Origin of the sequence: Pseudomonas fluorescens (assembly GCF_005938625.1) — a bacterium.
Lineage (GTDB): Bacteria > Pseudomonadota > Gammaproteobacteria > Pseudomonadales > Pseudomonadaceae > Aquipseudomonas > Aquipseudomonas fluorescens_BD.
The window spans coordinates 17,152-35,367 of the sequence record NZ_VCNJ01000033.1 but is presented as its reverse complement, the minus strand read 5'-3'; the positions used below and the strand labels follow the sequence as shown (position 1 = coordinate 35,367).

Annotated in this window: 16 protein-coding genes and 1 riboswitch; of the genes, 10 read left to right on the top strand and 6 right to left on the bottom strand. The window is 60.0% G+C overall.

Annotated elements, in window-relative coordinates; genetic code table 11:
• Positions 1-15: 15 nt before the first annotated feature.
• A complete protein-coding gene (locus FGA82_RS20805) occupies positions 16-1,455 on the top strand; it encodes a hypothetical protein (RefSeq protein ID WP_249384269.1) in 1,440 nt (479 codons plus the stop codon).
• A 3-nt stretch (positions 1,456-1,458) separates the two neighbouring features.
• On the opposite strand, the gene FGA82_RS20800 is transcribed toward FGA82_RS20805, so the two are convergent.
• Positions 1,459-2,112 (bottom strand): toluene tolerance protein, encoded by a 654-nt coding sequence (locus FGA82_RS20800; RefSeq protein ID WP_141128540.1) that lies wholly within the window; start codon positions 2,110-2,112, stop codon positions 1,459-1,461.
• A 125-nt stretch (positions 2,113-2,237) separates the two neighbouring features.
• On the opposite strand from FGA82_RS20800, the gene msbA reads away from it, so the two are divergent.
• The 7 genes from msbA (at position 2,238) to FGA82_RS20765 (ending at position 10,517) form a co-directional block, all read left to right on the top strand.
• Positions 2,238-4,064, top strand: a complete 1,827-nt coding sequence (msbA, locus tag FGA82_RS20795) for a lipid A export permease/ATP-binding protein MsbA (RefSeq protein ID WP_141128539.1) — start codon at positions 2,238-2,240, stop codon at positions 4,062-4,064.
• The gene (locus FGA82_RS20790; RefSeq protein ID WP_141128538.1) at positions 4,058-4,954 is read left to right on the top strand and encodes a GNAT family N-acetyltransferase; all 897 of its coding nucleotides are present in this window, start codon (positions 4,058-4,060) and stop codon (positions 4,952-4,954) included. Before msbA ends, FGA82_RS20790 begins: the two co-directional genes overlap by 7 nt.
• Before the next feature lie 4 nt (positions 4,955-4,958).
• Positions 4,959-6,359: a PIG-L deacetylase family protein gene (locus tag FGA82_RS20785; RefSeq protein WP_141128537.1), complete on the top strand. Its 1,401-nt coding sequence runs from the start codon at positions 4,959-4,961 to the stop codon at positions 6,357-6,359.
• Between the two features lie 64 nt (positions 6,360-6,423).
• Positions 6,424-7,845 (top strand): bifunctional D-glycero-beta-D-manno-heptose-7-phosphate kinase/D-glycero-beta-D-manno-heptose 1-phosphate adenylyltransferase HldE, encoded by a 1,422-nt coding sequence (hldE, locus tag FGA82_RS20780; RefSeq protein WP_093430139.1) that lies wholly within the window; start codon positions 6,424-6,426, stop codon positions 7,843-7,845.
• Positions 7,846-7,975: 130 nt separating this feature from the next.
• Positions 7,976-8,950, top strand: coding sequence for a glycosyltransferase (locus FGA82_RS20775; protein ID WP_141128536.1), 975 nt, complete (start codon positions 7,976-7,978; stop codon positions 8,948-8,950).
• On the top strand, positions 8,951-9,658 hold the full coding sequence (locus FGA82_RS20770) for a hypothetical protein (protein ID WP_141128535.1): 708 nt from the start codon (positions 8,951-8,953) through the stop codon (positions 9,656-9,658).
• Positions 9,659-9,716: 58 nt separating this feature from the next.
• A complete protein-coding gene (locus FGA82_RS20765; RefSeq protein WP_141128534.1) occupies positions 9,717-10,517 on the top strand; it encodes a hypothetical protein in 801 nt (266 codons plus the stop codon).
• A 4-nt stretch (positions 10,518-10,521) separates the two neighbouring features.
• On the opposite strand, the gene FGA82_RS20760 is transcribed toward FGA82_RS20765, so the two are convergent.
• The 4 genes from FGA82_RS20760 to FGA82_RS20745 all read right to left on the bottom strand — a co-directional run bounded on the left by FGA82_RS20760 (position 10,522) and on the right by FGA82_RS20745 (position 14,033).
• Positions 10,522-11,484 carry a metal ABC transporter ATPase gene (locus FGA82_RS20760; protein ID WP_141128533.1) on the bottom strand — a complete coding sequence of 321 codons (963 nt, stop codon included), beginning with the start codon at positions 11,482-11,484 and terminating at the stop codon, positions 10,522-10,524.
• Positions 11,485-11,515: 31 nt separating this feature from the next.
• Complete coding sequence (locus tag FGA82_RS20755; RefSeq protein ID WP_141128532.1) at positions 11,516-12,328, bottom strand: aldo/keto reductase; 813 nt, start codon at positions 12,326-12,328, stop codon at positions 11,516-11,518.
• Positions 12,325-13,500: an NAD(P)/FAD-dependent oxidoreductase gene (locus tag FGA82_RS20750; RefSeq protein ID WP_141128531.1), complete on the bottom strand. Its 1,176-nt coding sequence runs from the start codon at positions 13,498-13,500 to the stop codon at positions 12,325-12,327. Before FGA82_RS20750 ends, FGA82_RS20755 begins: the two co-directional genes overlap by 4 nt.
• Before the next feature lie 200 nt (positions 13,501-13,700).
• Positions 13,701-14,033, bottom strand: a complete 333-nt coding sequence (locus FGA82_RS20745) for a DMT family transporter (protein ID WP_007915730.1) — start codon at positions 14,031-14,033, stop codon at positions 13,701-13,703.
• A gap of 103 nt (positions 14,034-14,136) precedes the next feature.
• Between FGA82_RS20745 and FGA82_RS20740 the strand changes: the two genes are divergently transcribed.
• Positions 14,137-15,039, top strand: coding sequence for a LysR family transcriptional regulator (locus tag FGA82_RS20740; protein WP_349305996.1), 903 nt, complete (start codon positions 14,137-14,139; stop codon positions 15,037-15,039).
• An 11-nt stretch (positions 15,040-15,050) separates the two neighbouring features.
• Complete coding sequence (gene waaA / locus FGA82_RS20735; RefSeq protein WP_141128529.1) at positions 15,051-16,325, top strand: lipid IV(A) 3-deoxy-D-manno-octulosonic acid transferase; 1,275 nt, start codon at positions 15,051-15,053, stop codon at positions 16,323-16,325.
• A gap of 89 nt (positions 16,326-16,414) precedes the next feature.
• Here waaA and FGA82_RS20730 read toward each other — a convergent pair whose 3' ends face one another.
• A complete protein-coding gene (locus FGA82_RS20730) occupies positions 16,415-17,848 on the bottom strand; it encodes a TolC family outer membrane protein (protein WP_093430148.1) in 1,434 nt (477 codons plus the stop codon).
• A gap of 206 nt (positions 17,849-18,054) precedes the next feature.
• Positions 18,055-18,160: riboswitch (TPP riboswitch) on the top strand.
• The last annotated feature ends 56 nt before the right edge of the window (positions 18,161-18,216 follow it).

Sequence of the window (18,216 nt, the reverse complement as noted above, 5' to 3'; positions counted from 1 at the left end):
GGTACGGGCAATAGCGTGGCAACTAGAGTCTCCAGAATCATCGACGAATACCCGGTCTGGCTGGCGTTTCTGGGCAGTGCGCTGCTATCACTGATAGCGGTCCTGGGCACTGCGACAGTGGGGCGTGATGCCGCGCTGTACATTGATATCGCGCAACAGGTCACCGAGCACGGGCCTAATGTGGCTTGGGCTTCTTTCGACTGGCCGTGGTTTTCCTTTCTGCTGGCCGGTACGCATACCATCCTGCATTTGCCCCTGGAACTGAGCGCCTATCTTTGGTGCGCGTTGTTTTTTGCGGGCACCAGCGCGCTGATGGTCGATTGCGTTCGTCAGCGATCTGCGCAGGTCACCCGTTGGGCGTGCCTGGTGGTTTTGGCAATGCCGGCGGTGAATGCCTTTCGCAATGACATCATCCGTGAATGCGGTTTCTGGTTCTTCTGCACGCTGACGCTCTGGCTCGCGCTGCGCTGGCAAGCCCGGGGTGGCTGGCTGCGGGCGGCATGCATTCACTTGGCGATTGTCGCAGCAGCGTTGTTTCGTCTGGAAGCCTTGCTGCTGGTACCCGCGTTAGCCCTTTGGCAGTTGCCCAATCTGTGGTCTTCGACCCGACGGATACAATTCTTCCAGTTTTCGCTGCTGCCGATTTTGGGGCTGCTGGCCGTTTCGGTCTCAGGTGTGCTCATGTCGGCGCGCGTGATGCTGTATATGGACATGATTGCGCCGCACAGTGTGTTTGCATCCTTTCAGATGCTGTGCGATCAGTTTGCCAATTCGCTCATCAACAAGTATTCCCAGGATGAAGCCGGGCGGATCATTTTCTTCGGCATTCTGGCGACCATGGCCATCACCTTTGTGAAATTGATGGGACCGTTCGCCGTACCCTTCGTGCTACGACGCAATTGGGGGGTTCTAGGCACTTACTGGCGCGACTATCGCCCCTTTGCCTGGGCGGCGCTGCTGTATCTGGTGGTGCTGGTGCTGTTTTTCATCAAGCAGCAGTTCATGAATGCGCGCTACCTGAGCTTTCTGAACCTGTTGTTTGTGCCTGTGCTGGCGATGGGGCTGGCGGCGTTCGTTCGCGAGTTTCCGCGTTGCGGCAAATGGCTGGTGGTTCTGGGGTTGCTGGTGATGCTGTCGAACGTTATTTCCACCGGGGCTGGCAAAACGCATTACGTCGAGGCCGGCCGTTGGATGTCGGCTCATCTCGAGCCAGGGGCGAAGACCTATTTTGAGGATGGTCGGATCAGCTATTACGCCGGTCGCGGCTATGTGATGCCGGTACTGACCGTAGAGGAAGCGATGTCGGCAGCGCACGCTGGTGACTATCAATACTTCCTCATCGAGGCCAAAGGTGACGAGCCATGGCTGAATGAGTGGCTTGTGGCGCACCAGATGCGCATCATCGAACATTTCGCCAATCGCAAAGGCGCCACTGTGGTGGTCATCGGCCGCTAGGGTTTAGCCGAGCAGCGGACGCAGGCGCGAGATCAATGGCGCTTGTCGGTGGCTCGGCAGTGCCTGGCGATAGCCTTCGACAAATGTTTCGCCGGCATCCTGGCCGAGCAACCATTGGCGGTCTTCCTTGTAGCGCAGCAAGTGCGCGAAGTTACGCAGGCGTTTGCTGTCACTGAGTGCGCGTTTCTGGCAGCGCAGGTCGGCGATATCGATCAGGCCCAAGCGGTTGTCGGGGGTCAGCACGACGTTGCCAAAGTGCAGCGATCGAAAGTACACACCTTTTTCGTGCAGCAAAGCGAAGTACCCGCCCAGCTGGAATCTCAGTGTGTCAGCCTCATCGCCAGCGCTCTGCAACTGACGCACTGTGTCGCCTTCCAGCGGGCTGTAATACACGCAGTCACGTTCGATGCTCGGAATACGATAGACCGCAATGACTTTCGGGCAGAGGATGCCGCGTTGTTCGAGTGCCCGGGTGTTGTCGGCAAAGCGTTGTGCATAGGGATAGAACAGCGCCGAACTGAGCAACCGCTTGCGGCGGAACAGCTTGAGCATGCGTCCATCGGCCAATCTGAGCACTTTGTCACCGGAACCGTCGGCCTCCAATACGTGTGCACCTTTGCGCAGTGCCTCGTAAGTGCTGTGATCAATCGATTGCATATCCGGCTCCCCATCATTAGCGGGGTATCTTAACCGACTTGGTCGAAGGCTGGCTTGAAGTCATGTTTATCGGGGCAAAAACGCGTGTGATATCATCGGCGCCTCACTGAATTGCGCGGATCACCATGAGCAGTCCTGAACCGAAACCCCAGTCCACGCTGGCGATCTATTTCCGCCTTTTGGCTTACGTGCGGCCTTACGCCGGCCTTTTCCTTCTCAGCATCGTCGGGTTTCTGATCTTCGCATCGACTCAACCGATGCTCGCTTATATCCTCAAATACTTTGTCGACGGTCTGGCCAATCCTGAAGCCAGTCTGTTTCCGGGCAACCCGTATCTGGGCAAGTTGCAGCTGCTCGAATCCGTGCCGCTGATGATTGTGTTCATTGCGGTGTGGCAGGGGGTGGGCTCGTACCTGGGCAACTTCTTCCTGGCGCGGGTTTCTCTGGGCCTGGTGCATGACCTGCGGGTGGTGCTGTTCAACAAATTGCTGGAGTTGCCCAATCGCTTCTTCGACAAGAACAATTCCGGCCATCTGATTTCCCGGATCACCTTCAACGTGACCATGGTCACCGGTGCGGCAACGGACGCCATCAAAGTCGTCATCCGTGAAGGCATGACCGTGATTTTCCTGTTCTGCACACTGTTGTGGATGAACTGGAAACTCACCTTGGTGATGGTCGCCATCCTGCCGTTGATCGGCTTGATGGTGAACAGCACCAGCAAAAAATTCCGCAAGCAGAGCAAGAAGATCCAGGTCTCGATGGGGAACGTCACGCACGTCGCCTCCGAAACCATTCATGGCTACCGCGTTGTGCGCAGCTTCGGCGGCGAGCAGTACGAAAAGGATCGCTTTCGCGATGCCAGCCAGAGCAACACCGACAAGCAGTTGACTATGACCAAGACCGGCGCGGTTTATACGCCGATGTTGCAACTGGTGACTTACAGCGCCATGGCTGTGGTCATGTTCCTTGTGCTGTACCTTCGCGGTGACGCATCGCCGGGCGATCTGGTGGCTTACATCACGATGGCGGGCCTGCTGCCAAAACCCATTCGTCAATTATCGGAAGTCAGTTCGACTATCCAGAAGGGCGTCGCCGGTGCCGAGAGTATTTTCGAGCAACTGGATGAGCCGGCGGAAGTGGATCAGGGGACGGTCGAGCAGGATCGTCTCGAAGGCCGTCTGGAAGTGCGTAACCTCAGCTTCCACTATCCCGATACCGAAAAACCGGTACTCAACGACATCAGCTTCGTTGTCGAGCCGGGGCAAATGGTCGCTTTGGTGGGGCGTTCGGGCAGTGGCAAGTCGACCCTGGCCAGCCTGATTCCGCGGTTTTACCAGCATGATCATGCCCAGGGCCAGATCCTGCTTGATGGCGTGCAGGTGCAGGATTTCACCCTGCGCAGCCTGCGTCGACAGATCGCTCTGGTGACCCAGCAGGTCACGCTGTTCAACGATACGGTGACCAACAACATCGCTTACGGTGATCTGGCTGGCGCGCCGTTCGATGAGGTCAAGCGCGCGGCAACCGAGGCCTATGCCGATGAGTTCATCATCAAGATGCCGCAAGGTTACGAAACCATGGTCGGCGAAAACGGTGTGCTGCTCTCCGGTGGCCAGCGTCAGCGCATCGCCATTGCCCGGGCGCTGCTCAAGGATGCACCGCTGCTGATTCTTGACGAGGCCACTTCCGCGCTCGATACCGAGTCGGAGCGGCATATCCAGGCCGCGCTGGATCATGTGGTGAAGAACCGCACGACCCTGGTCATTGCCCACCGCTTGAGCACCATCGAGAAAGCCGACCTGATTCTGGTCATGGACGAAGGTCGTATCGTCGAGCGCGGCTCTCACGCGCAATTGCTTGAGCAAAACGGCTATTACGCCCGTCTGCATGCCAAAGAATTTGAAGAGGGTGACGAGCCTCAGCCGGCACACGCGACCAACGTATGCTGAAGATGTTTCGCAGCTTTCGCGAACGTGGTTGGACCGAGATCGACCGGGACAGCTACGCCCGGGCCTGGCAGCGTTTCGGCGGCAGTTTTGCCACGCATCCGGAAGTCGTCGAGCGCTTGTCGACATTTCTAGGCATCGAGTTGCGTTACCTGGGCTGGATCGTTGGCGGTGATGTGCTGGCCGCCATCCCCTGCTGGGGCCGGCATGTCGCTTTGTCCAAGGAAGTGCTCAAGCGCGAGAGCAAACGTGGCTTGCTGGACATGGGCAATGCGGAAATCATTCTGCCGATTGCGCCAGATGTCAGCGTGCCGGTGCGCCAGCGCATGGCGTATGTGTCGCAGCTCAATGCCGAGCAGATCAGCACGTTGAAGCCGCAACCCGAGGGCCTGGCCCTGGCTCGGCTCCCGGAAGAGTATTCGAAGAAATTCCGCTATAACCAGCGTCGCGAGCAGCGCCTGCTGGAAGAGGCGGGCGGATCGCTGGTGCCGATGTCCGACTTTACCCCGCAGGAGCAGGCCGCGGCTTACGGCGATCTGTTTCAGCGGCGCTGGGGCTTTGAGGTGCCGGGCAAGGCCGGGCTGGTTGAGGTCTTCACCTTGCTGCGCGAGTTCATGACCGGTTCGGTGGTGATGCTCGATTCGGCGCCCGTGGCCATTCAGGTGCTGTACCGCGTCGAGGCCCCGCAATGGGTCTCGCTGGAGTACATCAATGGTGGCGTCGATCCGCAGAGCCGCGAGTTCAGTCCCGGCAGTGTGCTGAGTTTCGTCAACACCCAAGAGGCCTGGGCGCACGCGCAAGCGCTGGGCAAGCCTTTGCGTTATTCATTCGGTCGTGCCGACCGTGAGTACAAGGATCGCTGGTGCCACACGGTGCCGGTCTACAAGGTCTGAATTCATGAGTGCTCGCAAGCAACAGCTTCTCAAGGCCCATCGACGCAACAAGCGTCTGTTCCTGATTGCTTTTCTGGTGGGGTTGTTGCTGATCGGATGGCTGGTTGCGTGGTGGCTGGTGCCGTTGTTGCTGGTGCTGGCCTGGGTCGCACACGAGGCCTGGTTCGCTGATCACCTGTTCTATCGGCCTTCTGACGACTATCACTACGACTTTCCTGCACACGCGGCGCGTCAGGCAGTGAACCTTGCGGATGGCGTGATTCGCCTGAGCGAACCGCTGACAGCGGGTGAGACGCTAGTCCTCGAAGTACAGTTGAAAAGCGCTTGGCTGGGCCGCTGGCTCGATCCATACGTTGCCGTCGGCGATGATCGTCAGGATTTCGAGCGCGGGGTCAAAGGGCGGCGTTTCCTTAATCTTTCCGGGCAGGCAGCGGCACTGGCACAAGGTGCGTTGACGTTGCGCGCTCGCTATTGCGCGGTCGGGGCTACGGGCACTTTGTGGGTCATGGCCAATCCTGATTACAGCCGCCAGCGCGTGATGGTTCTGGCGCCCCACGCCGATGATGCGGAGTTGGCGGCGTTCGGCCTTTACAGTCGTTGCGAAGACGTCAGTATCATCACCCTGACTCAGGGCGAGATCGAGGCTGAAGATTACCAGCGTCTGGGTCTGGATCAGGCCGCGGCTGCGCGGTTGAAGGGGCGCTTGCGCAGTTGGGACAGCCTGACGATTCCGCTGTGGGGCGGGGTGTCTGCCGAGCGTTGTGTGCAACTGGGTTATTACTGCCTGCAGTTGCCGGCAATGGCGCAAGAGCCAGACAAGTCGTTCGGCTCCCGCGAGTCGCAGGAAGCCGATGTGCGCAGTGTCCGCCGTCATAACCCGCTGGCCCTGCCGGCCGACTCTGATGGTCAGCCGACCTGGCGCAACCTTGTCGCGGATCTGACGGCGCTGCTTGAGCATTACCGTCCCGAAGTGGTTGTGACGCCGCATCCGGAGTTGGATCCACACAGTGATCATGTGGCCTCGACCCAGGCGTTGCGTGAGGCTATCGCGCTGAGTAGCTGGAAACCGGCCACCCTGCTGATGTACGCCAATCACTTGCACGACAATGATCGTTGGCCGATGGGGCCTGCCGGTGCCGGTATTGCGCTGCCGCCGGCCATCGAGCCGTTGCCGGCTGACCGGCTGTGGAGTCCGCTGTTGTCAGCGGATGTGCAGCTGGACAAGGCGATGGCGCTGGCCATGGAGCACGATTTGCAGGGTGGGCAAGGGTTCAAGCGGCAATTGCGCCGCTGGATCCAGCAGGGTCTAGCCGGTCGTCGCTGGCCTGTTACAGGCAGTAACGAGTTTTTCCGCAAGGCAGTCCGGCGTCACGAATTGTTCTGGGTACGCGACCTTTCAGATTGAGGCGGACGGCGCTTTACCCTGTGTTAATATCGCGCCCCTGTTCATTTTGTATGTGGGTTGCTCCATGAAGTTGTCCATGCCGCGTTTCGATCAAGCCCCGGTCTTGGTAGTCGGCGATGTCATGCTCGACCGTTACTGGCATGGCGGAACCTCACGGATTTCCCCTGAGGCGCCGGTGCCGGTCGTGAAGGTCGAGCAGATCGAAGACCGTCCGGGTGGCGCCGCGAACGTTGCCTTGAACATTGCCGCGCTGGGTGCGCCGGCGTCGCTGGTCGGTGTGACCGGCGACGACGAAGCCGCCGACAGCCTGAGCAACAGTCTCAAAGGCGCGGGCGTACGTGCCCTGTTCCAGCGCATCGCGCACCAGCCAACCATCGTCAAGCTGCGGGTCATGAGCCGGCACCAGCAACTGCTGCGTATCGACTTTGAAGAACCGTTCGCCACCGACGCCCTGGCCCTCGGTTCGCAGGTCGACGACCTGCTCGAAGGCATCAAGGTGCTGGTACTTTCCGACTACGGCAAAGGCGCCCTGAAAAACCATCAGGCGTTGATCCAGGCCGCCCGCGCGAAGAACATCCCGGTCCTGGCCGACCCGAAGGGCAAGGATTTCTCGATCTATCGTGGCGCCAGCCTGATTACCCCGAACCTCAGCGAATTCGAAGCCATCGTCGGCGGTTGTGTCGACGAGCATGAGCTGGTGAGCAAGGGCGCCGCCCTGATGCACGACCTCGAACTCGGTGCGCTGCTGGTGACACGCGGTGAACACGGCATGACCTTGCTGCGTCCGGACCAGCCGGCGCTGCACCTGCCGGCCCGTGCCCGTGAAGTGTTCGACGTCACCGGTGCCGGTGACACGGTGATCTCCACCTTGGCTGCAGCGATTGCCGCCGGTGAAGACCTGCCCCACGCCGTTGCGCTGGCCAATCTGGCCGCAGGCATCGTGGTTGGCAAACTCGGTACGGCCGCCATCAGTGCTCCGGAACTGCGTCGCGCCATTCAGCGTGAAGAAGGTTCCGAGCGTGGTGTGCTCGGTCTTGAGCAGTTGCTGCTCGCCGTGGCCGATGCCCGCGCGCACAACGAAAAGATCGTCTTCACCAACGGCTGCTTCGACATCCTGCATGCCGGGCATGTGACCTATCTGGAACAGGCACGAGCACAGGGCGATCGTCTGATTGTCGCGGTCAACGATGATGCTTCGGTCAGCCGCCTCAAAGGCCCGGGCCGTCCGATCAACAGCGTTGATCGACGCATGGCGGTTCTCGCCGGCCTCGGCGCGGTGGACTGGGTGATCAGTTTCCCTGAAGGTACTCCGGAAAACCTGCTGCGCGAGGTCAAACCGGACGTGCTGGTCAAGGGCGGAGATTACGGCATCGATCAGGTGGTTGGCGCTGATATCGTCACCGCTTACGGCGGCACCGTGAAGGTCTTGGGGCTTGTGGAAAACAGCTCGACAACTGCGATTGTCGAGAAGATCCGTAGTCGTTGATCAGATGAATTTTTACCGTTGTGTACTGCGTGTGAACGGATTTTGCCTTGGGGATTTTACCGTTTCCGTTGATGTAGGCAGCTTTGAATCCGATGCGCTTGCCTGCCTACGTCGCGTGGTCAATTAACTTATGAAAGTCATGCTCCTGGTGATGGACGAGCAGCGGGTCATTCTCGACCGGCTCTACGACATCGTGCAGCAGAACTGTGATGAATGTTTCATCTTTCGTTTGAGCAAACAGCAGCAGTTGAATCTGGGGTCGTTTCTGGCGTCGGTCGATTACCAGACCTTCGATCGCGTGGTGATTTTCTCCCGGGTCAAGCGTCTGGCCACGCAACTGCAGGTGCTCAAGTGCATTCCCGGGCTGGTGTTTCTCGAGCACGATGCCTACCAGAACTACATGCCGGCGAGTAAGTATCGGGGTGTGTATTCGCGACTTTACCGCCGTCTGCCGAGTTGTCGGGCGTTGGTGTCCGGCGCCGTGGTCGCGCGCAAGATGCTCGCCGAAGGCATCGATACGGTGTTCGTCTCCAAAGGCTATGACGAGCAGATGCTGCACAACACCGGCGTTGAGCGGGACATTCCCGTCGGTTTTCTTGGCAGCCTGAAAAGCACCGAGTATGCCGAGCGCAAAGCCATGCTCGAGTCGCTCTCCAAGCGCACCGGGATGCTGGTGACCCGCACCAAATCGGGTGAGGAGTACCTGCAGACGCTCAATCGCATCAGGATTTTCGTCAGTGCCGACATCGGCATGAACGAGTTCATGATCAAGAACTATGAGGCGATGGCCTGTGGCTGTGTGCTGCTGGCCTGGAGTCAGGGCGAAGAAGACCGTCTGCTCGGCTTTGAAGACATGCACAACACCGTGTTCTACCGCAGCGAAGAAGAGGCGGTGGAAAAGATCAAGCTGCTGCAAAGCGACCCGGAACTGGCAGCGCGCATTGCCCGTAACGGCCAGGAGTTCGCGCAAAGCCGTTATTCCTTTGCCCGTGTCGGTCAGGCACTGGCCACGGAAATCCAGCGTGAGATGCGCCCATGGCAGCCGCCTTCGGCGTTCACAAGATTCTGGGTGAAACTGCGTTACGGGATGAAGGTGCCAGTCTGAATGAAGGATCATCAATCGTCGCAACCCGGCGAAAACATGGCGCTGGATGCGCTGCCCGGTGGTGACCAGTCCGTTCTGGGAGCTTTGCCTACAGAATTTCTCGACTGTCTGAGCCGCGCGCCCCGCGTCGTGCTGATTGCCAACAATCCGGCCATCACCGCAGCGGACTTTCAGGCACTGAACATTGGCGTCGATGACGTCGTCGTCAGTTTCAATACCTGCATCAAGGCAGCGCTGCTCAACGAGCACAGCGTCAATGTCTTCGTGCATGGCTACAACGCGCCGGACGCCTATTTTTTTGGTCTGCCTTACGCGTCGCCGGTACAGCGGATGTTCGAGCAGGCGAGCGAGCGCTGTTTCAGCATGCTGGTGGGCTGCGCCGCACCGATGTGTCCATTGCCACGTGTGGCCATGTACTGGGATCGCATTCCACTGCCGCCGCTGTGGAATTACCCGGTCGACCGCCCCGGCGGCAAGCGCTATGTCGGCCCTTCCACCGGCTTCAACACGCTGGTGCTGTTCGACTGGTTGCGCGGTCACGCCGGTTATAGCTATCAGCTCATGACCCTCGGGTTTTCCAACGAAGCAGGAAAGCTGTGGGGTGGCCATGCGTGGGATTATGAGCGCGACTGGCTGCAGAAGTCGGACATCATCGTGGTGCCATTGCAGCCCCGGCGCTGGTGGCAAAAGCTGTTTCGGCAAAAGTAAGTCACGTCGTGAATCCGGTTGCCAGCAGGCCCGATCTACTTTCAAAAGGTGCTGTTGAGTGTTGAAAATTGCCGTGGCTTTTTTCGGGATCCCGAGAAACTCGCCGATCTGTTTCCCCTCCATCGAACAGAATGTGCTGGCGCAGTTGCCTGCGGGCAGCGACGTCAAATGCTTCTACCACCTGTACCAGATCGATGAGGTGCAGAACTCGCGGTCCGGTGAGAAAGGCGAACTGAATGCGGATAACTACCAGCCGTTCGAGTCGATGAGCGGCACGCTCACCTCGACCGACGGCGTGCTGGAGCGCTGGAATTTCGAGCAGGTCAAAGCGCAGGGCGATACCTGGGCCGACGACTTTGCGTCGCTGCGCAACCTGATCTATCAGCTCAATTCGCTGCACACCGTGACCACGATGATCGAATCCTTCGATCCGGATTTCGTCGTCTTCGTGCGTCCGGATAACTTCTTCCACACTGCGTTACCCGGCTATGTGTTCAATCATCCGCAGGCGCGGCAGCATTACGCGTACATCCCGGACTGGCAGTGGTGGGGCGGCTTGAACGACCGTTTTGCTGTGTGCGGGCGCGATACGTATGTCGCTTACGGCAAGCGAATCGAGCGCATTTTCGATTTCTGCAAGGCGACAGGCCGAAAGCTGCATTCCGAGCGGCTGCTCAAATATGCACTGCAGCAGGTGGATGCCAAAATCTGCACGCTGTCGACCCAGGCGTCACGGGTGCGCATTACCGGTGCCTTTGCCGAAGAATCGTTCTCGCCCAAACGCGGCATGGGCAAGCGCGAAAATCGCTACTTCCATTTCTTCGCCGGGTTGCGCACGTGGTGGGATCGCCGACGCTAAACCGCTATTTGGCGGTTTTTTTGCCCAGCCCGATTATTCGCAGCGCCTTGATACTCAACTGCTTGAGCCCCTGACGCGGGGCTTTCGCCGGTTGCAGGCCCTGTTGCACCAGCCAGTCCTTCCAGCGAATCCGCTCCTCGCGCACGACCCAGCCGGTCTGTGTCGCAAAGCTCTCGGCCAGATACAGACCTCGGGTGCTGGCGGCAACGAGTTTGTCGCGCTTGAGCGTGTACAACTCGGCCAGTGGCGCGCCGTCCTTGAGTGGCATCAAGTACAGGTCGGGGCGCTTTCGGTCGAGCCGGGCCACCAGTTGATCACCTTCAAGACGCTCGTCAACGTGGAACAGGCTCAAGGATTTGGCTTCCTTGGGCACATCCAGGCGCAAGTCGTAGATCAATTGCAATGAGGCGGTCGGCAGATGCACGTAGGCCCGAGGCCGTTCGAGCAATTGCAGATTGGCGCTGCGTATGGGGCGCGCCGAGCCGGACAACGGCGTCAGGCGAAACGGCAGAGCCTCGCGATAATGCAGCGCCGCAGAGTAGGGCGCTGGCAGCCATGTGTCGTTGAAGCGCCCGCCGAGCCAGCCTTCCGGTGTCTCGAGCAAACACTCTTCGGCAATTTCCTGAATGGCGGTGTGCAGCGGAATATTCAATTCGTGCGCCGGTACGTAGCCGGAAATCAACTTGAGGACGACGTCGCCGCGATCCTGCCGGCGCTGGCGCACCAGTACCCAATAGTCGCGGTTCTGCCAATGCAGGGTCAGGCGCACCGAGACTCCGAGGTTGGCCAATTCCAGCGAGAAGCGCTCGGCATCGGCCACGCTCACCGGTTTGCGTCGCTGCAAGGTCTGCGCGAAGTTCAGCGGCATGCCGACGCTCTGATAGGTCAGGCCTTCGGGGGTGGCTTCGACGAACAGCGGCAGGGTCTTGAAGTTGCTCGGGTTCTTTCTGATGAGCGTGCGCGGCATATCGGCTCCTGCTTAAGGCCGCGAAGCGGCGTCAGTGACCACGTAGGACCTGGGCAACGGTCGCAACGTTGTGGGCGAGGTGCAGCGGATTGATCGTCCCGACAATAGCACTGGCCACGCCAGGTTGCGCGAACAGCAATTCGAAGCTGGCGCGCACCGGATCGACGCCCGGGCTCAGGCAAACATGACCGCTGGCCAAGGCTTTTTTCACCAGAATGGCTTTGCCGTGGGCAGCAGCATAGTCAATGACAGCCTTCTCGTTTTGTTCGTTCAGATTGTAGGTGACCATCGCGCAGTCGCCTTGCTCCAGTGCTTTCAAGCCACCTTCGACAGTCTTGCCAGAGAAGCCGAAGCCGCGAATCTTGCCCTCGGCCTTGAGCGCCGCGAGAGTCGCGTAAACCTCTTCGTGTTCGAGGATCGCCATGTCGTTGCCGTCGGAGTGCACCAGCACCAGGTCGATAAAATCGGTTTCAAGACGTTGCAGGCTGCGTTCCACCGACATCCGTGTGTGCGCCGCGCTGAAGTCGTGGCGCGACAGGCCATCGGCAAATTCTTCGCCGACCTTACTGACAATTACCCAGTCTTGCCGTTGGCCGCGTAGCAGCGGGCCAAGGCGTTCTTCGCTGCGGCCATAGGCCGGGGCGGTGTCGATGAGGTTGATGCCCAGATCTTGCGCCTGACGCAGCAGCATCCGCGCTTCATCGTCGCCGGGAATCTGAAAACCGTTGGGGTATTTCACGCCTTGGTCACGGCCGAGTTTGACCGTGCCCAGACCCAGTGGCGAAACCGTCAGACCGGTGCTGCCCAGCGAACGGTGGAAGTCATGCAGGCTGGCAATGGTCATGGCAGCAATTGCTCCCAGGCAGGAATGCCCATTGGTGGTTTTGGCAGGGCCGGTAGCGGTTCGGTGGTTTGCGGCTGGATGCCGTCGCGTTCAAGAGAGGCGATCACGCGGTCAGCAAAGTCTGGCGCCAGCGCCAGTTTGGTCGGCCAGCCGACCAGCAAACGGCCCTGTTCGGCGAGGAAGGCATTGTCCGGGCGAGTCAGTCCGGTTTGCAGCGGCTCGGCACGGTCGACACGCAAGGTCGCCCATCGTGTGGTGCTGAGGTCGATCCACGGTAACAACTGAGCGATCTCTTTCTGCGCGGTGGTGATCTGATCGGCCGGTTCGCGATTCACACCTTCGCTTTCGGCGATGTCGCCGCCCATGTACCAGACCCACTGGCCGTCAGCGGCCGGATGCGTGGTCACGGTGATGCGCGGTTTGGTGCCGCCGCCCAGGCAGTGGGCGAACAGCGGTTTCAGGCCCGGGCCTTTGGCGATGATCATGTGCAGTGGCCGGCGTTGCATGGCCGGCTGGCTCAAACCAAGATTTTCGAGCAGTTGGGCGGTACCGGCGCCGGCGCTGAGGACGATGCGTTGCGCGCGGATTTCGCGGCCATCGACTTTCAAACCGACCAGCACGCCGGCTTCCAGCAATGGTTCGATGGTTTGCCCGGCGAGCAGGCCATCGCCGGCCAGATCGGCCAGACGCTGAATCAGGCTTGGCACGTCGACCACCAGTTCGGCGAGACGATAGACCTTGCCCTTGAAGCGTTTGTCTTGCAGAGCTGGGGGCAGTTGCTCGCCCTTGACCTGATCGACCCGGCCGCGCACCGCTTTACTGGCGAAGAAACTGGTGAGGTTGCCCGCCAGAGTGCCCGGCGACCACAAATAGTGAGCTTCGGACAGCAGGCGTACGCCGGACAGATCCAGTTCGCCATTGCCGGCCAGCGCTTCACGCCAGCGGCGCGGCATGTCGGCGATGGCTTCCGAGGCACCGGTCAGGGCACCGTGCAACGCGTATTTGGCGCCGCCGTGGATGATGCCCTGGGACTTCACACTCTGCCCGCCGCCGAGGCTGGCGCTTTCCACCAGCACGGTCGAAAAACCCTGACGGCGCAGACGCGCGTTCAGCCAGAGGCCGGCGACACCAGCGCCGACAATCAGAACGTCGGTGGAAATAACGGATGGCATGCAGCGACCTCAGTGTTCAAGACGAGGGCGCAGTATACAGACTCGGGAAAGAGGCGGATTTGTCGATGATCAACAGGTTGAACGCAGAACCAAATGTGGGAGCGAGCTTGCTCGCGAAGAGGGTGTGTCAGATAGCAATCATGCGTCTGACGAACCGCTTTCGCGAGCAAGCTCGCTCCCACAGGGATTGTGGTTGGATTTTAGTGTCCGGCAGTTTTCGAGAACAGCTGGATCACGACGACGCCGAGCACGATCAACGCCATCCCCAGCATCGCCGGGATATCCAGCTTCTGCCCGTAGATGAACAGCGCCGCGACGCTGACCATCACGATGCCCATGCCGGCCCAGACCGCGTAGGCCACGCCGACCGGAACGGTGCGCACCACCAGCGTCAGCATCCAGAACGCAATCGCGTAACCGACGATAACCAGCACCAACGGCAGCGGCGTGCTGATGCCTTTGACGGCTTTCATCGACACGGTGGCGATCACTTCGGCGCAGATGGCAATGGCCAGGTAAGCGTAGGCGTTCATGGTTCAAATCCTCATGTGAAACGTTGCTTGCTGAGGCGGCATTCTAGTGATTCGCCAGATGGGGTAAAGTCATTACCTATCTGCTACAGAGATGGGTTGGTGAATAAGCATGCAATGGAATCTAGATCAGCTACGGGTGTTTGTCGGCGTTGCTGAGCAGTGCTCGTTTTCCGCTGTAGCGCGTCAGCAGCGCAAAGCGCAGTCGGCGATCAGCAGCGCGATTGCCATGCTTGAAGATGATTTGGGCGTCAGCCTGTTTGAGCGTAGCAGCGGTCGCCAGCCAACCCTCACCGAAGCGGGTGAAGCGTTGCTGGAAGATGCACGTGAAGTCCTGCGCCAGTGCGAGCGTCTGAATGGCCGGGCGATGGCGATGATGCGCGGCCAGGAAGCTCAACTGCGCGTGGCCCAGGATGAGGCGATGCCCTATCAGGCGCTGGTGGAAAGCTTCGGTGAACTGGCCGAGCAATTCCCTAGCCTCGAAGTACAACTGACCAGCGCCGCCCAAGGCGAGGTCGCGCACAAACTGGTCGAGCGCCGGGCCGATCTCGGCCTGCTGTTCTATCACGACGAAATCCCCGAAGCGCTGGAGCGTCGCGTGCTGGGCAGCGTGGAAATGGTCACGGTTTGCGGCATCAATCATCCGCTGGCGACGCAGTCTTACGTGACCTGCCAACAACTGGCGCAACATCGGCAATTGTTGATGTCGACGCAAACCAGTGTCTACCCCGGCAACGAGCCGGCCAGCCCACAGGTGTGGCGCGCCGACAGTTTTTACGTCATGTCCGAATGGCTGGTGCGCGATCTCGGCTGGGCCTGGTTGCCGCGGCATGTGGTGCAGTACTCGGCGTATCAGGGCTTGATGGTCGAACTCGACAGCGAATGGACGCCGCCGGCACTGGTGGTGGAACTGGTCTGGCGCCGCGACGAGCCACTTGGCCCGGCCGCGCGTTGGCTAGCCGAACGTTTTGCCGTGCACTTGCGCGCGATCAGCGGCAAAAGCCGATAAACTCCGCCGCCATGAATAGAACTCTGTACACCGCGCTGTTTTACCTGGGGCTGCCATTGGTGGCGATTCGGCTGTGGCTGCGGGCGCGCAAGGCGCCGGCGTACGCCAAACGGATTGGCGAACGCTTCTCCTGCGGCATGCCGAAACTGCAACCCGGCGGCATCTGGGTGCACGCGGTGTCGGTGGGCGAAAGCATTGCCGCGGCGCCGATGATCCGCGCCTTGCTGCAACGCTATCCACAGTTGCCGATCACGGTGACCTGCATGACGCCGACCGGTTCGGAGCGGATTCAGGCGCTGTTCCCCAATGAGCCGCGCATTCAGCATTGCTATTTGCCGTATGACTTGCCGTGTGCGGCGGCGCGGTTTCTTGATCGCGCTCAGCCCAAGCTTGCGGTGATCATGGAAACCGAGTTGTGGCCCAACCACATTCATCAGTGCGCCAAGCGTGGAATCCCGGTGGCGCTGGCCAACGGGCGCTTGTCCGAGCGTTCGGCACGCGGCTATGGCCGCTTCAGCAAGCTGACCGCGCCGATGCTTGCCGAAATGAGTTTTTTCGCAATCCAGACCGAAACCGAAGCCCAGCGCTTCCGTGATCTGGGCGCGCGTCCGGAGACAGTCGAGGTCACCGGTTCGATCAAGTTCGATCTGACCATCGACCCGCAACTGTTGCAACGCGCCGCCGAACTGCGCGGGCAGTGGCAGGCGCTGGAACGCCCAGTGTGGATCGCCGCCAGCACCCACGAAGGCGAGGACGAAGTGGTGCTCGATGCCCACCGTCGCTTGCTGGCCAATCACCCGGATGCGCTGCTGATTCTGGTGCCACGTCACCCGGAACGCTTCAACTCGGTGTTCGAACTGTGCCAGCGCGAAGGCTTCGCCACGGTTCGGCGTTCGACCGGGGCCAATGTCGATGCGCAGACTAGCGTGCTGCTCGGCGACACCATGGGCGAATTGCTGTTTCTCTACGCACTGGCGGACAGCGCGTTTGTCGGCGGCAGTCTGGTGCCTAACGGCGGGCACAATCTGCTGGAGCCGGCAGCCTTGGCGAAACCGGTAATCAGTGGCCCGCACCTGTTCAACTTCCTCGACATCGCCGCGCAATTGCGTGAAGCCGGGGCGTTGGCTGAAGTGGATGATGCCGAAGGGCTGGCGGTGGAAGTACAGCGCTTGTTCGAATTGCCGCGCGATGCGCAGCGCATGGCCGACGCCGGGCTAGCTGTGATGCGCCGCAATCAGGGCGCGTTGCAGCGTTTGCTGGATGGCTTGGGCGGACTGATCAAGTAAGCAAAAAGATCGCAGCCTTCGGCAGCTCCTACATTGGAATACGTTTCCCGTAGGAGCTGCCGAAGGCTGCGATCTTTTGTTTTTAAGGCTTAAGGCCGGGCCTTGAGCTGCGCCTCGGCAGCCTTGGCCAGATCCGGCGGGAGGAAATCCTTGTCCGGGTTGTAGTCAGCCTTCAGATAACGCCGCAGATCTTCCAGATCCCCCGGATTCAACGTCCCCGCCGCCTGCTTCAAACGCAGGTTGTCGAGAATGTAGTCATAACGCGTGTTGTTGTAATTGCGCACCGAGGTGTACAGCTGACGCTGCGCATCGAGCACGTCAACGATGTTGCGGGTGCCGACCTGATAACCGATTTCCGTAGCTTCCACTGCGCTCTGGTTGGAGATGATCGACTGGCGGCGCGCCTGCACCTGCTCGACGTCGGTGTTCACCGCGCGGTGCAGGTTGCGAGTGTTCTCGACGATCTGCCGACGCAGCGATTCGCGCTGTTGTTCGCTCTGATTCAGTTGTTCATACGACTGGCGCACTTGCGAGCTGGTCAGCCCGCCGCTGTAGATCGGGATGTTCAGTTGCAGGCCGACGGTGCTCTGTTCGACGTTGTCGCGGTATGGCACACCGAAAGCGTTCGGGTTGGAAAAACCGAGGGCGTCGTTGTCACCCTTTTCGTATTTGGCCACCGCATCAAGGGTCGGCAAGTGGCCGGCCTTGCGTTGCTTGAGGGTCTGTTCGGCGGAGCTGACGGCGAAGTTACTCGCCAGCAGATTAAGGTTCTGTTTCGCTGCAGTATCGACCCACGCCTTGGCATCGTTTGGTGCCGGCGGCAAGATCGGCAACGTGTGGACGATGCCCTGAATCGAGTTGTACTGACGGTTGGTCAGAGTGATCAGCGCTTCGAAGGCATCATCGACCTGACGCTGCGCAACGATACGGTTAGCCCGTGCGGTGTCGTAACTGGCTTGCGATTGCAGCACGTCGGTCTTGTCCGAGAGGCCGACATCGAAGCGTTCGTTGGACTGGTCGAGCTGGCGCTTGAATGCGGCTTCTTCAGCCTTGGTTGAAGCGAGGTTGTCCTGGCTGCGCAGCACGTTGAAATAGCTCTCGGCCGATTGCAGGATCAGATTCTGCTCGGTCGCCGACAGTTGCAGCGCGGCTTGCTCGTTGACGTCCTTCGCGGCCTGATACTGGAACCAGCGATCGGCGCGGAACAACGGCTGAGCCAAGGTTGCCTGATACGAGTGAGCGCTGCGGTTGGCCGTGGCCGAAGGCTGATCGATCGACGTGCGCACATTGGCAACTTCGGCACCGCCCGATAGATTCGGCAACAGCCCGGCGCGGGCCTGCGGCACCACTTCCTTCTGTGCGCCGTACTGAGCGCGAGCGGCGGCGAGGTCGGCGTTGTTGTCGACCGCTTCCTGATAGACGCTGACCAGATCGGTTTTGGTCGACAAGGGCGCTTCTGCTGCCCAGGCCATTGCGTTGGACGCACAAGACACGGCAAGAGCCAGTGAGAGTTTGCGCAGCATGAGGCGATCCCTAGCATTAATATTATGGAAGTAATCCGGGCGCCAAAGGTACGGCGCAGGCCCCACAGCGTCAAGGCGTGGCGGGGCAAAGCGAGTGTAGTTGCGCAAACCGATCACAACAATCGGCCCAACCTGTGTATTTGCGCCATTCATCATGGTGTTTGCTGCGGTGTTGGCGTTCTTTGCCGGTTGTGTCTAGACTGGCCGGGTTCTTGTCGGGGTGCCTTGCTATGAGGCTGAGATCGAATAATTTCGGATCCCGTTGAACCTGATCAGGTTAGCGCCTGCGTAGGGAACAAGATTTCTCGTCACCCGGCGAGTCCTCTTGTGCTTCGTCCGGGATATTGTTCGACAATCGAACGCTCGAC

Excerpts from the sequence above, each read along its gene's own strand:
- FGA82_RS20800 (WP_141128540.1), bottom strand. The coding sequence starts at position 2,112 with ATGCAATCGATTGATCACAGCACTTACGAGGCACTGCGCAAAGGTGCA.
- msbA (WP_141128539.1), top strand. The coding sequence starts at position 2,238 with ATGAGCAGTCCTGAACCGAAACCCCAGTCCACGCTGGCGATCTATTTC.
- FGA82_RS20790 (WP_141128538.1), top strand. The coding sequence starts at position 4,058 with ATGCTGAAGATGTTTCGCAGCTTTCGCGAACGTGGTTGGACCGAGATC.
- FGA82_RS20785 (WP_141128537.1), top strand. The coding sequence starts at position 4,959 with ATGAGTGCTCGCAAGCAACAGCTTCTCAAGGCCCATCGACGCAACAAG.
- hldE (WP_093430139.1), top strand. The coding sequence starts at position 6,424 with ATGAAGTTGTCCATGCCGCGTTTCGATCAAGCCCCGGTCTTGGTAGTC.
- FGA82_RS20775 (WP_141128536.1), top strand. The coding sequence starts at position 7,976 with ATGAAAGTCATGCTCCTGGTGATGGACGAGCAGCGGGTCATTCTCGAC.
- FGA82_RS20770 (WP_141128535.1), top strand. The coding sequence starts at position 8,951 with ATGAAGGATCATCAATCGTCGCAACCCGGCGAAAACATGGCGCTGGAT.
- FGA82_RS20760 (WP_141128533.1), bottom strand. The coding sequence starts at position 11,484 with ATGCCGCGCACGCTCATCAGAAAGAACCCGAGCAACTTCAAGACCCTG.
- FGA82_RS20755 (WP_141128532.1), bottom strand. The coding sequence starts at position 12,328 with ATGACCATTGCCAGCCTGCATGACTTCCACCGTTCGCTGGGCAGCACC.
- FGA82_RS20750 (WP_141128531.1), bottom strand. The coding sequence starts at position 13,500 with ATGCCATCCGTTATTTCCACCGACGTTCTGATTGTCGGCGCTGGTGTC.
- FGA82_RS20745 (WP_007915730.1), bottom strand. The coding sequence starts at position 14,033 with ATGAACGCCTACGCTTACCTGGCCATTGCCATCTGCGCCGAAGTGATC.
- waaA (WP_141128529.1), top strand. The coding sequence starts at position 15,051 with ATGAATAGAACTCTGTACACCGCGCTGTTTTACCTGGGGCTGCCATTG.
- FGA82_RS20730 (WP_093430148.1), bottom strand. The coding sequence starts at position 17,848 with ATGCTGCGCAAACTCTCACTGGCTCTTGCCGTGTCTTGTGCGTCCAAC.